Source organism: Candidatus Pantoea bituminis, assembly GCF_018842675.1.
In the GTDB taxonomy this organism is placed as follows: Bacteria; Pseudomonadota; Gammaproteobacteria; order Enterobacterales; family Enterobacteriaceae; genus Pantoea; species Pantoea phytostimulans.
Genome location: NZ_JAGTWO010000003.1, coordinates 73,245 through 85,888 on the forward strand (window position 1 = coordinate 73,245; position 12,644 = coordinate 85,888).

Annotated in this window: 12 protein-coding genes and 4 pseudogenes; all 16 read right to left on the reverse strand. The window is 55.4% G+C overall.

Features of this window, described 5'->3' with window-relative positions; all coding sequences use genetic code 11:
- Positions 1-9 precede the first annotated feature (9 nt).
- Positions 10-782, reverse strand: a pseudogene (locus KQP84_RS03575) (TIGR03747 family integrating conjugative element membrane protein).
- The gene (gene traD / locus KQP84_RS03580) at positions 775-2,874 is read right to left on the reverse strand and encodes a type IV conjugative transfer system coupling protein TraD (protein WP_215845256.1); all 2,100 of its coding nucleotides are present in this window, start codon (positions 2,872-2,874) and stop codon (positions 775-777) included. The pseudogene KQP84_RS03575 and the gene traD overlap by 8 nt, the downstream one beginning before the upstream one ends.
- The gene (locus KQP84_RS03585) at positions 2,871-3,407 is read right to left on the reverse strand and encodes a restriction endonuclease (protein WP_215845257.1); all 537 of its coding nucleotides are present in this window, start codon (positions 3,405-3,407) and stop codon (positions 2,871-2,873) included. The genes traD and KQP84_RS03585 overlap by 4 nt, the downstream gene beginning before the upstream one ends.
- 29 nt (positions 3,408-3,436) lie before the next feature.
- Positions 3,437-3,941, reverse strand: a pseudogene (locus KQP84_RS03590) (integrating conjugative element protein).
- 2 nt (positions 3,942-3,943) lie between these two features.
- The gene (locus KQP84_RS03595; protein ID WP_215845258.1) at positions 3,944-4,573 is read right to left on the reverse strand and encodes a lysozyme family protein; all 630 of its coding nucleotides are present in this window, start codon (positions 4,571-4,573) and stop codon (positions 3,944-3,946) included.
- Complete coding sequence (locus KQP84_RS03600; RefSeq protein WP_215845259.1) at positions 4,552-5,277, reverse strand: TIGR03759 family integrating conjugative element protein; 726 nt, start codon at positions 5,275-5,277, stop codon at positions 4,552-4,554. The genes KQP84_RS03595 and KQP84_RS03600 overlap by 22 nt, the downstream gene beginning before the upstream one ends.
- A gap of 111 nt (positions 5,278-5,388) precedes the next feature.
- The gene (locus tag KQP84_RS03605) at positions 5,389-6,054 is read right to left on the reverse strand and encodes a DUF2275 domain-containing protein (protein WP_252515212.1); all 666 of its coding nucleotides are present in this window, start codon (positions 6,052-6,054) and stop codon (positions 5,389-5,391) included.
- The gene (pilL2, locus tag KQP84_RS03610) at positions 6,051-6,698 is read right to left on the reverse strand and encodes a PFGI-1 class ICE element type IV pilus protein PilL2 (RefSeq protein ID WP_215845260.1); all 648 of its coding nucleotides are present in this window, start codon (positions 6,696-6,698) and stop codon (positions 6,051-6,053) included. Before pilL2 ends, KQP84_RS03605 begins: the two co-directional genes overlap by 4 nt.
- Before the next feature lie 128 nt (positions 6,699-6,826).
- Positions 6,827-7,075 carry a DUF2442 domain-containing protein gene (locus tag KQP84_RS03615; protein WP_215845261.1) on the reverse strand — a complete coding sequence of 83 codons (249 nt, stop codon included), beginning with the start codon at positions 7,073-7,075 and terminating at the stop codon, positions 6,827-6,829.
- A pseudogene (locus tag KQP84_RS03620) lies at positions 7,059-7,299 on the reverse strand (DUF4160 domain-containing protein). Before KQP84_RS03620 ends, KQP84_RS03615 begins: the two are co-directional and overlap by 17 nt.
- A gap of 62 nt (positions 7,300-7,361) precedes the next feature.
- Positions 7,362-7,970: a single-stranded DNA-binding protein gene (locus KQP84_RS03625; RefSeq protein WP_215845262.1), complete on the reverse strand. Its 609-nt coding sequence runs from the start codon at positions 7,968-7,970 to the stop codon at positions 7,362-7,364.
- 56 nt (positions 7,971-8,026) lie between these two features.
- Positions 8,027-8,509 (reverse strand): STY4534 family ICE replication protein, encoded by a 483-nt coding sequence (locus KQP84_RS03630; RefSeq protein ID WP_215845263.1) that lies wholly within the window; start codon positions 8,507-8,509, stop codon positions 8,027-8,029.
- A 329-nt stretch (positions 8,510-8,838) separates the two neighbouring features.
- Entirely contained in the window at positions 8,839-10,905 is a 2,067-nt protein-coding gene (locus KQP84_RS03635; RefSeq protein ID WP_215845264.1) for a DNA topoisomerase III, read from the reverse strand.
- Positions 10,906-10,919: 14 nt separating this feature from the next.
- Positions 10,920-11,483: a hypothetical protein gene (locus tag KQP84_RS03640; protein ID WP_215845265.1), complete on the reverse strand. Its 564-nt coding sequence runs from the start codon at positions 11,481-11,483 to the stop codon at positions 10,920-10,922.
- A gap of 1 nt (position 11,484) precedes the next feature.
- Positions 11,485-12,198, reverse strand: coding sequence for a PFL_4669 family integrating conjugative element protein (locus KQP84_RS03645; protein ID WP_215845266.1), 714 nt, complete (start codon positions 12,196-12,198; stop codon positions 11,485-11,487).
- A 217-nt stretch (positions 12,199-12,415) separates the two neighbouring features.
- A pseudogene (locus KQP84_RS03650) lies at positions 12,416-12,644 on the reverse strand (hypothetical protein); the annotation flags it as partial.

Sequence of the window (12,644 nt, forward strand, 5' to 3'; positions counted from 1 at the left end):
TCCTCATAGTTAGAGATATTTTTTGAACGAAGCGGTTGTTACCGTAATGGTAAGCCCAAGCATTAACGCTGCGGGAAGCAGCAGAAGGTTTGGATAGACCGCCGAAGGACAAGAGAGGTAGGCCATCACCGGCAGATACACAGCTGGTTTGATCAATCTTTTCGCGCGGTGGTACAGAAAAGACGACTCATAACCGGCCCCAAATCGACGCAGGTCGCGGCGGCCAAGCCCTTCAACCACGGCAACACCAATAACCAGTATGAATAGCGGCACAGACAGAGCAATGATAGTTACGCGGACCAGCGTTACGATGGAAACATATACTGTAGCCAGCATATACTGCTGAAGGTAATTTCCCAGCCAGCTGCTGGCCCCTTGAGATTGCGCGACACCTTGTTGCCGCTGTTCATCTCAGCCTGATATGTATCCTGTATCCACCTGATGATCCCGCTGTCCACAAACGCCCATTGATAGGCATCAGTAACCCAGCGAGTGACCGTTTCTGCAGGCTCTGAAAGCAACAGACTGCGAGTAAAGTCAGAAGACAGATAGCCAAACTCGGTATTCATCACCGCCTGGCTGTGCGCGGCACCCATTTCAGGCCAGAAGAAAGCGATCCCGACGTATTCAATGATCAGGCTAACCACAAGTGAAGCCAGAATGACGCCAATGAGCTTCCACGGCCAGCCCCAGACGAGGTTATAGAGCAGGCCGTGCTCGCGCGGTTGCACGGGTTGTTGCTGCGGATATTGCGGCGGTGCGGTACGACGTGCCTCAGCCATTATTATCTCCTTTCACCGGTGCTGCAGTTGAACTGCGGCTGTCCCACCATCCTTCGCTGCTGTGATAGTTTCGGCGCATCTCTTCTGCAAGACGCGCTATGTTCTCAGGCATGTGCACGTCGCCAGCATCGCCCGCTGGCAGCGGCATGCGAATTTTCCAGAGTTGACCGCCCTCAAGCAGCGCAAACGCCTGTCCTTTAGGCAGTGTCACGATGTCGGAAGGCTCAAGAAGCGGCACTTTAATGGTGCCAACGCGGTCCTGTGTGCTGGAGGTAAAGTCGTGGTTTACGGTGACGTCAGCTGAATCCTGATGACCTGATACCAGGGTTTTACTGTAGATTTCAACCTGCGGCAGCTGTGAGGTCAGTAGCTCGGCTGTCCGGTTTTCCCTGACGCGCAACATGATCAGGTTGTTGAAGTTGCCCTGAACCTGAGAGGTTTTGGCCGCGCTCCCGATCCGGGCTTCAATATCAGATGACGTCTGCGTATAAGCGGTAACCTGCATGCCGGCACCGCCACCTTTGTTGATCAGTGGGATAAACTCATTGCCCATCAGCTCGTTAAACTCATCGCAGTGCAGATTTATGGCGTCCTTACTCTCCTTTGAACCCGGCAGGCCGCCGTTAATGCCGTGCTTGTAAATGTGACCGGCCACGCTAACCAGGTCGGCAAACATGCTGTTACCCACAGCGCTCGCAACCTCGCTGTCGCTGAGTGCATCAAGCCCGACGTAAACGATGCCCTTTTTACGGATCACCTGCTCCCAGTCAAAAATGGGGCGCGGATCTTCCATATTCAGGTAATCGGGTGACAGTAACTCAGCTGTTTTGCCCGTTGTCAGCTTTTCGAGCAGCGGCAGCAATGACGCGACAATTTTATCAAAATAGGTACGGTCATAGCGTACTGCAGAGCGCAGTCCGTCAAGTATCGGATCATAAAGCTGATTGCCAGCGTCCGAGCTCAGCGCCACCTCTACCGCCCAGATGCGCACGGCTTCAGGCTGGCCCTGCATGTTGCGTGGCACGTCGTCTTCACTGAATGCGTTGGCGTTATTTTCAATCTGGCTGGTCAGTTCAGGCAGTTTCTCAGTGATGATTTTTTCGGCGTAGCGCAGATACAGATCGGCAATGTTGTTCACGTAGCGGGTAATGAGGGTGTAATCCGGACGTTCGCCGAGGGCGACCAGCGCACGCGCAACGATATTCACGAAGCGCCAGGCAAATTCACGAAACGCCGCGCTGTTGCCTTCTCCGCTGAGCTGGCCGGCAACGCGCGTTGCCACTTCCGATACGCGCCCAAAGCGGCCAACTGCGTTATAACGCGCGGAAATATCAGGCCAGCCGAGGTGGAAAAGGGTCAGCTCATCGCCGCGACCCGCCCGGTGCGCCTCCGCCCAGACCCTTTTCAGCAGGTCCGCATCCCCTTTAGGATCAAACACGATGGTGACGTCACCGCGCCGTATATCCTGAGTGATTAAAAGCTCTGCAAGGCGCGTTTTACCTACGCGGGTTGTGCCGTAAACAACCGTATGGCCGACACGCTCACGCAAATCGAGCGTGACGTCAGTTTCATCTGGTTCAATGCCATGAATGGCAGGATTTCCGCCTACCGGAGGAAGCGGACGAACCGGATTTATAGCAATATCGGCACTGAGCAGTCTGCCGATCGCCGGCAAACTGCTTTCTGTTGCTTCCTCTAACTGGCGGGCCAGCTGATACAGCTTCGACGGCTTAAGGTAGTGGGCCACTTCCGGGCGCAGCGTATCGCGCAGGCGCTGGGTGTGTTTCTGGGTCCAGCGAAACCCACGGCCCAGAAAAAGCCGGCGCTTACTGACGGGGATCTGTTTTGACGTCATCACATAGCGCGGCAGCCGGCGAAGATTGCGGCGGTAGCGAATAACCTGCATTCCCTGCCGTACACGCACCGCAGAAAGCACGGCGAATCCGCCGGCGGTGACGTAGCTGACAGAGGGTGCCAGGGCCACCGCCCAGGGAGCTGTCACGCAGACGATGGCAGCAGTGCCGGCAGCAACAGCTGTATTTAGCTCAACCGCAGGGCGCAGCAATGCCTCAATAACGTATTTATCACTCACGAAGAGAACTCCTCAAAGGATTTACCTGCCAGCAGGGCTAAAAGACGTTGTCCGCTGATAATCCTCAGCTGAGGCGATGCCTGACTGACTTCTTTGCTTTTTTGGCCGGTGCGTCCGGTATGAATAAACAGGCCACGCTGCCCCATACGTGTCAGCAGCGCGTCAAAATCACGGACGTGCGCGGGCGCGATCGCCCGGCTGTAGCGCTTGGCCTGAATCAGCCAGCACTCACCGTTAATGTGTACGCGTCCATCCAGCCCACCGTCGCCGCTGTACGACGCATTGCGCTGTATTGAATATCCCTGATGTTCAAACGCCAGCAGCAGTAACTCTTCAAATACATACGGATTGATTTTGCGCAGATAAGTCATGCGCTGTCCGTCTCCGCTGAGCTGGCTGAGGCGGGTATAGATGCGCTTCGCCGTCGCGCGATAGCGGCGGTGCCGGCGCTCGCTGGCCGTCTGGCGGCGAAAACGCCAGAGCAGAAAGATGCTCAATGCGATGAGAACAGCCAGAACAACCGGGTTCGCCATCAGGAGCGCCGCAGCATAAGGGGCAGATATCACTGCGCCACCTCCTGTGACAGGCCGCTGTCCGTGATAAGTACAGGGTAATGGGTCAGATGCAGGCGGCGGGCGAGTTCTGATCCCGATGAAGGGGCCAGTTGCAGGCCGGGTGCCAGACCGCGCAGCGCTTCCAGCGATGACGTGCTTTCAACGTTCACAATGAGGCCTGCAGCATTTCTGACTTTAAGCTGCCGGGCGTTCTGCTTCAGCCACTGGCGCGAATAGCTGTCATCACCAATGATAAACAGCGCTCCGATGCCCGGCAGCTGAAGCGCCCGGGGAGTCACGTTACCGGGGAAAGTTCGGGTGTAATAACAGGCAGCATGGCTGCTTCACCTTGTGCAGGAGTCGCAGAAGGCGCAGGAGGCGTGTCCTGACGATTTACAGCCTCAAAAAGGCCTGCGTGCTCTGTCCGCCCAGATCTGCAATGACGTTGAGCTCAGCCAGTGCGGCGGGTGAAAAAGCGATGAATGCGGTAACGATGAGGTTTTTGATATTCATGATCACTGACTCCGTGGATTTATCCAGACGAGGCCGCTATCCGGCACCGATGCGGACGCTGTCTGTTCAACTACAGTCGCCGCCGGCAGATGCGGCGGCGACTGGAGCATGGCGAGTTTGCTTTTGACAAAAGCGCGATAGCGGGCAGCGGGGGCACCGCCGGCGGGATGGTGATAACAGCCGGCCGCATCGAGCCAGCTTCCGGGTTTCCTGTCCCAGCACTCGCGCAGGATGGCGGCAGCGGCGTTAAGATTCACGTAAGGATCCAGCGCCTCCCAGGTGGACATAAAACGCTGGCCGTTCCACCCGAGATTGACCTGGGCAATACCGACATCAATGCGCTTCAGCGAGTTCGTTTTCATGAACACCTGCAGCGCCTGCCAGGCTTCAAGACGGGTTTTATAGCGATAGCCCTTACCGGCGACATTAAGGGTCCACGGCCACGGTCGTTCGCCCTGCGGCAGCCGGCGAGACGATTCCTGCAGGCTGACAGAATAGAGCGATTCCGGCGGCACGCTGTGGGCCTGCGCCACGCGCACGTACCCTTCAGGGACAATTTGTTTGCTACCGGCGAACGTGGAAAATGAAAGCAGCAGCAGCGCCGCTCCGGTCAGAATGCGGCGAGTTGCCATCCGTCTTCCCCCTGCTGCAAAACGACCGGCATGATGCCGTTACCGAACCGCATCCAGCGGCCGCCGTCGTGATTCAGTGTGATCTGACGGCTGCGTACCCTGTCCAGTGGGATATGATGGTCTTTTGCCCAGCCGCGCAGTTTCCCGTCATCGCCCTGGCTGTCAACAAGATAAATATCAACCGGCCTGTTATCGGCTAACACAGCTGCAAGGCGGGCGTCACACTGCACGCAGTTTGCGGATTTTACGAACAGAGCCAGTCGCCCACCGGTATCGTGTGCGATGCCCGCTGCATTGCCCATGTTGACGGCAAGTGTTTCCGGGTAGAGGCGTTTCCATGCGGCGGTGACTTCGCGCTGAAAATCCAGCTCTCTTTGCGTACGTGCGAACTCTTCCCTGACCCATTTCTCAGCGTATTTACGACGCTCAGCCTCGCTTCGCGCCTCAATACCCAGCGTTGAAAGCGGATCCAGACCCGGCGACTGAATGCCGCGCGGGCCGCTCATCAGCGACTGATAGCGCTGATAATCATCCTGGCTCAGTCCCCACTGCCCGGCTTGCTGCTGCAGTTCCTGCACGCTGCTTTGCTGCACGCTCTGACCCGATGCATCTACAGATTCGCCACTGGATTTCTGAACCTGAATACTGGCCTGAGCCGAGCAGCAAAACATAATCACTGCAAGATTGACTATTTTTAGCTTCATATCACCTCCGTTAGCGGACGTTGATAGTGGTTAAGCGCCCGTTTACGCGAAACTGCGCCTGCCCGTAGCCGGCATGAATAAGTGTCCAGCCATTAACGGTCTGCCCTTCGCCTACCAGGCGGATTTCAGCAAGTGAGCTGAACCCCGTGGGCGCGATCGCCGCAAAGGACTCCGCCCCCGCTTTTCAACGCCGGTCAGTACAAATGGCGCTTTTCGGGCCATGGTTTTGACTGCCTTATGTGGCTTAGCGGGTGCCGGCTTTTTTACGTCTGGTGCCGATTTGGGTTCAGCTGCGGCCTGTTGTGCTTTCTGAGGCGGATGCTGCAGTGCGGTGACGGACTGTTCCAGTGCAGCCTGGCGGCTCTGCAGCGCAGTCTGTAAATCATTCAGCTCGCTGACCGACTGACGAACCTGACTGACTGCCTCAGGTAAGCCTTTTGCAGACCAGGCTTCGAGAGATTTACGGACCGCATCAAGCTGTGCCTGCTGTCGTTTAATCGACTCGGCCTGCGTGTTGATAGTTGCCTGAAGAGGTTCAAGATCGGTCTTAGCCAGCGCCTGGGTATAAACCACGTTTTGCTGCTTCTCGACGTAGCTGAGACGGTTTTCCTGCGACACACCGGCGCGAAGCGAAATAAAAGCGAGGCCAAGTGCAGCAACCGAAAGTGTGATCAGCCCTATAGCCGGCAGGCGGCGTTTTATGGCTCTGAATCTGCTGTCTGATGACTGAGCAACATCATCAGTATTCTTCTCAGGGAAGGTTGTTTCTGTCGTCATTTTGTCAGCCACCCTCCGTGAGCAGGCTGGGCCTGAATGGGACGGGGAGCGATTGCCTGAGATGTACTGGAGGAAGAAGGAGTGCCTACAGCCGGCGCGTATGCGCCGGCAGGTCGCGCCGGCAGTTGTGTCGCGGGCAACTGATAGCCGGCACGCAGGCTGTGACAAACCACGCGCTGTACATCATCAACCTCCAGCTCCCATGCCGGGCCAGCCAGCACCTGCAGGGCAGTGCGCAGACGCATCGGGCCAAGCTGGAACTGGACGGCCGGCAGCGGTTGACGGTACAAAACACCGTTGGCCGGGCCGGTCTGACACAGTGAGTAACCCGACTGTTTCAGCGCATAACGCATGGCATCGGCCACGGTAGGCTGCACCGAGGAAGGGATGCGGACGTCAATAATTTGCGAGAGTGGGTCGCGCTGCACGGCCTGCGGATCCGTGCTGACCAGCAAATACCGATCGTAGCGGACGACTTCAGGCGTCCGCGCGTAGACATAATCGGCTGATGGCTGAATGTTGCGGGATACGCTGACCGGAGCAACCGGTTCGGCAGGGGCCCGTACCTGCAGCTTCTGGGGTTGCTGAATGCACCCCGTCAGTAGCGCAAGCGGTAATGCGGCAAAGACGGCATTAAATTTCATCTGAAAAGTTCCTGTACAGTGAGAACAGGCCTCACTGTGCGCAACTCTTCAGTGCGCTTCTATCAACAACTCTTTTTGCGTTTTCAAAAAAAACGCCGACCGGAGTCAGCGTTTTTTAGTCAGCACCTTCAGGCAACCTGATGGGGCGGATGCGTTATGTCACCGCGCCCGTGTAACAGGCCGTCGATGGAAACATCTTCGTCCAGTGCGTCCCAGTGGATCCCACGCGGTGAGAGTTCATAGTCTTTCAGCTGTTCGGCAGACGCGTTGCAAAGTCGGGGAAACCACGACAGCGGCACACCGATTATTCGCTCGTCTGACAGTTCGACCCACATGATGCGGTCATCGAACCGAACTTCCTTAGCTGAAATAATCATTCCAGGCCTCCAGAAGCAGGGGTTGGTTTAGCTTTATCAGTATTGTCAGCTCTTTTAACGTCCTCGAATCAAATCCATCGTTACGCGCCAGTTTCACAACCGGATCCAGCCAGAACTTTGCTTCTGTGCCGGCCTTCATCACATGAATGTGAGCAGGTTCGCGCGGATTACCTTCGTTGGAGTAGAAAAAACCGAAAACCGTTCAGCCGTAATATGACAGGCATCGTCAGTAACCTTTAAAGGATTATGGTGAAATTTATTGCAGCGGTCAAAACGCAGCGAAAGGTCAGAGAGAGGATAAAGCGTGTTTCGCCATGCCGTAACCGTGTCCAAGGAACGGTATGTCATCATCCCAGTCTCCTGCAGGCTGCGACTGTGGCACGGGCTGCTGGGGCGCTGGATGAGCGGCATTGTTACGTTGCGAACCACGGTTGCCTTTCCCTTTATTTCCACTGTTTTTCTGTTGCGGAGCGGAATCAGACTGTGACGGTGGCTGCTGACGCTGCCCCCGATCACCACTGTACTGCTGCTGATCGCTGTTTTGTGCACGGCTCCCTAACATCTGCAGAGTGCCGCCAACGTTCACGACGACTTCCGTCGAGTATTTGTCCTGACCGCTCTGATCCTGCCATTTGCGAGTGCGCAGCTGACCCTCAATATAGACCTGAGAACCTTTGCGCAGGTATTCGCCGGCGACTTCTGCAAGCTTGCCAAAAAGCACAACGCGATGCCACTCGGTCACTTCCCGGTTTTCACCGGTCTGCTTATCACGCCATGACTCCGACGTTGCCAGTGAAATGTTAGCGACAGCGCCGCCGTTAGGCATGTAGCGGATTTCCGGATCCTGACCGAGATTGCCAACGAGAATGACTTTGTTTACGCCACGTGAGGACATAAGAATGCTCCTTATGAGGGTAAGCCTGCTCAGAAGAGAGCAGGCTTGGTGAACAATCAGAATGAGTTTTCTGCGTAGGATTGCTGCTGGGAAGCGGCATTCTGCGCATGCTGCGGTTCTGCGCGTTCAGTCTTAAAGACCATGTCCTGGCCTATTTTGATCCAGTCCACCTTGATCAGGCGGGCTTTCAGGCTGACGCGGCTTTCACCTGCGTGCTCACCATTTTTCAGCTGAAAAATGTCCGTTGACGGGTTGCTGAGTACGAAGCCAATCAGCACCTTCTTATCTTCATCAACCGCTTTCTGACAGCGGTTGATGAGGCTGCTGGTTTCTTTGCCGGCAACGGTGACGTCGAATCGCACATAAGAGGGGCTGTCGCTCGGACCTGACAGTGCGTTGATAACGCAGCTGATGAAGGTGCCGGACTGAGCATTGACCTGCCGAACGTTGCTGAGATACCCCAGGCCGTTAATGGTCAGGTTGAAGTAGTCTTTAGATTTGCCGTTGTTGTTAGCATTGGAAGTGTTATTTACAGACATGGTGTTTTCTCCGTGAGGGTCAAATTTAGTTCGACGGAGAAAACTTCTGCCCTGACGGGAGAAGTCTTCCCGTCGGGGAGTCAGAATCAGCTAAGTTCTGACTGTCTTGATAGTTAAATGTACCTTCATCGCCAGGCAGTAGGAGCCGTAGTTGACGATATCTGCTTCCAAAGGCGGGCAGATTTACCACACTGATGTGTTCTCCCTTGCAGGCTACAGGAGTGTTATGTTCAGCCACCCGAAGGCGATTCTCTCAGGCCGGTGAATCATTGGTGGTCGTCAGAGACGACAGACAAGCACGTTCATTTTTAAGCCAAATTCTGCAGCTGTCAACCTTTCTGACTTTTCAGACGAATGGTCACCTGACCAGAGGCTGTGCCTCTCAGCCCCTTGCCGCCACCACGGGTTTTCCCCGTGGCCTGACGCCGGGTTTTACGGTTTGTCTCACCAACGATCCCCTTACAGTCCGGATACTTCATGCAGCTCCAGAATTTACCTTCTTTACCCTTACGCTGCCGCGTCGTTCCGCCGCAAACAGGACAGGCCGGACCGACCGGTGCCGTGACCTTAAAAGCAGTGGTCCGCCCTTTTTCAATAAGATGCCGGGTCCACTGGCTCTGCTTTTGCATAAACTCGCTGAGTCCGCTTTTTCCCTGGGCGATATCATCCAGCGCCTGCTCCCAGAGTGCCGTCATGCCGGGGCTTGTCAGCGTTTCAGGCAATGCAGCGATCAGTTCCCGCGCCATTTGCGTGGCAATGATGAATTTTCCTTTTTTCTCCAGGAAGCCCCGTTTAAACAACGTTTCGAGTACGCCGCTGCGCGTCGCTTCCGTACCCAGCCCCGCGTTATCGCGAAGCACCTTTTTGAGCTGAGGATCCGTGACCAAGCTGGCCGCGTTTTTCATGGCGGCAATAAGCGTTCCTTCTGTATGGTGCGGCGGCGCTTTGGTCATATTATCTTTGACGTCTGCGCCGGTGACGCTACAGACGCTGCCCTGATCCAGCGCTGGCAGCTGTGCGGCGGACTCCTTATCACCGTCTTCCTCTTCAGCCAGCTCCCCGCTGAACAGTGATTTCCACCCGGCATGAACCAGTACGCGCCCGCGCGTGCGAAAAAGCTGATTTCCGATATTGAAGGTGGCATCCGTCACATCGGTTTCCTGCAGCGGCATAAACTGCGCCAGATAGTGCAGCCGGATAAGTGAGTAGACTTTGAGCTCTTTCGCATTCAGCTTTGCGATTTCAAATGGCTGCCGCGTCGGGATAATGGCGTGGTGCGCGGTAATTTTCTTGTCGTTCCAGACGCGTGAGTTAAAAGCAGTATCAAGACGGGAAAGCTCAGGAGCGATGGCAGGATCGGAGTGCTGTATGGCCTGAAGCACGTCTCTGACCTCTTCGCGCATTGAAACCGGCAGATAACCGCAGTCTGTTCGCGGATAGGTCGTTGCCTTATGCGTTTCATACAGCGACTGGGCTATAGACAGCACCTCATTGGCTCCAAATCCCCATTTCTTATTGCAGACTTCCATCAGCGTGCCGAGTGTAAAACACAGCGGTGCCGGCGTTTTATCGCGCTTTTTCTCGACGGTGATAACGCTGCCGTTGCCGGCTTTCTGGCAGAGCTGCTGAACAGCCTGTGCAATCTGCTGGTTAACGCAGCGCTTCTCCTCGTCGCAGTATTGCTCCGCCGCAACCCATTCGGCCTCAAAAGAAACACCGTCTTTTTCAAGCTGTGCCCGGACCTTCCACCACGGCTTGGGTGTAAAACCCGCTATTTCAAGATCCCGGTTAACCACTATAGCGAGCGTGGGCGTCTGCACCCGCCCAACTGAAAACACCTCTGATACCCCGGCTTCACCGGCTTTGAGGGTATAAAGCCGCGTCAGGTTCATCCCGATAAGCCAGTCTGCCCGCGAACGGCCAACGCCGGCCTGATAGAGTTTTTCGGTCTTGTCACCTGATAACATGCCACTGAGAGCTTTTTTGATGCTGGCTTCATCCAGCGCGGATAGCCAGAGCCGGCGAACGGCCCCACTGTAATTGCAGTATTCCATCAGCGCGCGCGCGATCACTTCACCTTCACGATCGGCATCGGTCGCAATGACCACTTCACTGGCCTGTTTCAGCAGTTTTTTGATGACGCCAAACTGATCGGCAGTGTCTTTTTTGACGGTCATCTGCCAGCGGTCGGGGATGATTGGCAGCACCTCCGTGCGCCACGGGCGGCCATACTGCTCACCGTAAGTTTCGGGTGTAGCCGTTTCCAGCAAATGCCCCACCGCCCACGTGACCGTAATGTTACCGCCGGAAATATACCCCTGCCCGCGCTGGCTGACGCCCAGCACGCGGGCAATATCTTTGGCCTGAGAGGGTTTTTCACACAGATAAAGTTGCATGCCGGCCTCCGGGATTAGCGTGCCTGGCCAGAAGCGACCTGGCGGACCTGAGTCATGACATTATTGAACGCACTGCCGGTAAGATGCGATGCGGCGGGCGATTTGTACGTCACATACACCCGCGTATCGGTGCCGTTCTTTTCAAGCTCTATATCCATATGGTCGTTGTCTCCCACATCACCGCCCATGCGATAGGAACTTCCCGGAACGGCCTCCCAGACAGGATGGGCGTCCTCAATCGCTGCTGCACTCCATCGGCTGTTACGGTCTCTGGAACGGATACGTTCAATTTCCTCAGCGCTGACATAGCCATAGTGGCGCTTAAGTCGGGCGGCGGCCGTGTCTATATCAACCGGCACGCTGAACTGCTTACTGGCACTTTGCCCGGCTGAGCTTGTTGCTTTTGTCAGCACCGGCATACCGTTGCCGGAGTCCATTGAATTTGAGTCACTGCCGCGCAGGGTTTTGCTGATACTGAAAGCGGTATCGCTGATGTTTTTGTTGATGCTGACAAAGTCAGTGCCTGCGCAGCCGCTGAGAAGGGCGAAGATAACGCCCGAAGTGATAATTCGGTTCAAATTAATCTTCCTCTGAAATAACGGCAGTAAGGGGTGAGAATGAAGAGCGTTTTTTGCCCGACATAACAGCTGGGTCGGGTTCACCAAGGCGCTTGATAGCAGCAAGACCCCGCGCCGTTTTGTGACGGATATCGTCGTAAGTCACCGGTACGGTTCGGTAATTCTGGAGCAGCCCGTATACAACCCGTATGGCTTTACTGCCTTTGTCCAGAAACTGATCGCGCTGTGAGCGGGAAACCAGACCGTAATGAAATGCCTGGAAGGCTTTCAGCGCCAGCTGATCGTAATGAACCAGTAGCCAGACGCAGCGATAGCCCAGAGGTGACCGGCTGAAAACATCAAGGTTAAGCGGTTCGGAGGAGGTAACTTCTGACATAGTGATGCTGGCAGGGATCCCGGCTATAATTTTTTCGATAATCCTTACCTGCTCTTGAACCTTCCCGGTCGCAAGCTGAATGGCCTCTTCAAGTTTGACCAGTAACTCGTCCCCGTAGGGGTTACCTGCAGCGGCATCGCGGCCGGCATATCCTGCCCGCGAGATAGCTTCCGGCATACCCAGGATTTTTGGACGATGATCCGGAGTGCGCTTTTCTTCAGAGCGATTGCGACCTTCCCAGAGTCTGATTGCATAATGCGAGTGCAGCTCGACAGTCAGCGTGGATACTAATCCGCCTGACCGTCGGGGCGTTGATTGAGGAGTTGTCTGTTCGGCCATAGCTGTCTCCTGATTGGCAAAGGCTTTAATAAATCAAGTGGGGATCCTTATTCCTGAGAGGACCGTAAACAACCCGAAATCAGATGTTCAAAACGCAAAATTTTTTCACATCACAGGCTGCTCACTTACTGACCAGTGTTGCACGGTGCAACACTGTTTTCTTTTAACCACCTCAATTCGAACCGGCAGCATTGACTCTTTGATACTGGCTGTCTGGTCATTTATTCAGCGCTCCAACAGACTGGCGAAGACTCTGCACGATTTCCCTGACGCGCTCTTTGCTGCACGTTTGAAGGTTTTCAGGGCGGGAAGGCTTAAAGGGGCGCAATTCAGGGCGTGATGTGTGGCTGTTGTTACCTGATACTTTTTGCATGTTTTCAGAGGAGTAAAGCTCCCCTGACGGGCCTTTTTGAGCACCGTTAACAACCAGCCAAGCGGGTTTTGCA

Bases quoted from the DNA above. Each gene is read 5' to 3' on its own strand.
- KQP84_RS03585 (WP_215845257.1), bottom strand. From the start codon at position 3,407: ATGGCGAACCCGGTTGTTCTGGCTGTTCTCATCGCATTGAGCATCTTT.
- KQP84_RS03595 (WP_215845258.1), bottom strand. From the start codon at position 4,573: ATGGCAACTCGCCGCATTCTGACCGGAGCGGCGCTGCTGCTGCTTTCA.
- KQP84_RS03600 (WP_215845259.1), bottom strand. From the start codon at position 5,277: ATGAAGCTAAAAATAGTCAATCTTGCAGTGATTATGTTTTGCTGCTCG.
- KQP84_RS03605 (WP_252515212.1), bottom strand. From the start codon at position 6,054: ATGACGACAGAAACAACCTTCCCTGAGAAGAATACTGATGATGTTGCT.
- pilL2 (WP_215845260.1), bottom strand. From the start codon at position 6,698: ATGAAATTTAATGCCGTCTTTGCCGCATTACCGCTTGCGCTACTGACG.
- KQP84_RS03615 (WP_215845261.1), bottom strand. From the start codon at position 7,075: ATGATTATTTCAGCTAAGGAAGTTCGGTTCGATGACCGCATCATGTGG.
- KQP84_RS03625 (WP_215845262.1), bottom strand. From the start codon at position 7,970: ATGTCCTCACGTGGCGTAAACAAAGTCATTCTCGTTGGCAATCTCGGT.
- KQP84_RS03630 (WP_215845263.1), bottom strand. From the start codon at position 8,509: ATGTCTGTAAATAACACTTCCAATGCTAACAACAACGGCAAATCTAAA.
- KQP84_RS03635 (WP_215845264.1), bottom strand. From the start codon at position 10,905: ATGCAACTTTATCTGTGTGAAAAACCCTCTCAGGCCAAAGATATTGCC.
- KQP84_RS03645 (WP_215845266.1), bottom strand. From the start codon at position 12,198: ATGGCCGAACAGACAACTCCTCAATCAACGCCCCGACGGTCAGGCGGA.